The following is a 1,197-nucleotide window of genomic DNA, read 5'->3' on the forward strand; positions in this document are numbered from 1 at the left end:
ACTTTCACTTAACTGTCCTGCAAATACTTTTCGTAACATATCTAAACTGTTATTATCTTGTTGCATAATAAATTTGTACTGTGTAAGTTCAAATAGCTTTTTGATTTCATCAATCATTTCTTGTGAAGATCCTTCCGGTACAAAATCTCGAATTGTATGACTTGCATATAAAAGACCTGCAAAATATTTTCGATCTTCTCGACTAAGTTTCGTTAAAAATTGTAGCGCATGAGCGCTTTCTTTTTTCGTGTTTATGATATGATGCGCCTCGTCAATAATAATGAAATAACGAGTTACATCTTCAAAAGCAAGTTGCTTTTTGTTAAAGGCTTTTAATTGAGGCGCACCATTTGAAATCATTTCATTCCAAAGGAGATTTAACACATTAAAGATCTGTGCCTGGAATACCTCTGGTTTAAAACTAGATATATTTCGTAAAGAAAATGATACAACCTGTTCTTTCTTGAAATCTTCAATTGTAGTATGCCCATCAAATAATTCTGCATATGCTTCTACTAAATTCGTAAGATTTAATTCAATTAATTCTAAACGATGAAGTCTACTGTCTCCTAAATTATCATGATGCTTTTTAGCTGCTACATCTTGATATAATTCTTTGCGGACAAACTTTAAAAAGTCAGAGAAAATCGGATATTCTTTTGATTTTCTTGTTGTAATTTTATTTTTCGCTCCTTTTTCGTCATTCCATAATCCCATACGAATATATAGTTTACGAAGTAAATTTTCATATTCTTTAATTTCATCATCTTTTGCTTCTGGTGCAATGAACCGATAAATAATTGTCAGTTTAGATAAATGCTGGGTAAAACTAACTTCCTCACTTTCTGCTGTCTTATATACTTGAAGTGGGTTAATCTGACCTTGTGATCCGTCTAATGCAATTGTCTTTCCACCTAGCTCTTCTACCGTATCTGTAAACTCTTCTACAACATCAAATACCCGAACAAAGTGACCCTTACTTGCATAATCCACCGTTTTCTTTTTTAACAATGTTGATTTTCCCGCACCAGACTTTCCAATCATTACACCGTTATAACTCTTTCTTTGATTGTCTTTATGGAAGATATCAAATATAACATTGCCTTTTGTTTTCGTTGTTCCATAATACGTACCGTATGGATCGTGTAAATAAGAATAATGAAACGGACACCCACCAGCCAAACTGACTGCCGGAAT

At 33.0% G+C, this 1,197-nt stretch carries 1 protein-coding gene; it reads right to left on the reverse strand.

The annotated features are described in order from the left end of the window. On the reverse strand, nucleotides 1–1,197 hold a 1,197-nt coding region (locus tag BM089_RS30470), incomplete at both ends, for a type IV secretion system protein VirB4 (protein ID WP_090979247.1).

This window comes from Bacillus sp. 5mfcol3.1 (assembly GCF_900114335.1).
Taxonomy (GTDB): domain Bacteria; phylum Bacillota; class Bacilli; order Bacillales; family Bacillaceae_G; genus Bacillus_A; species Bacillus_A thuringiensis_S.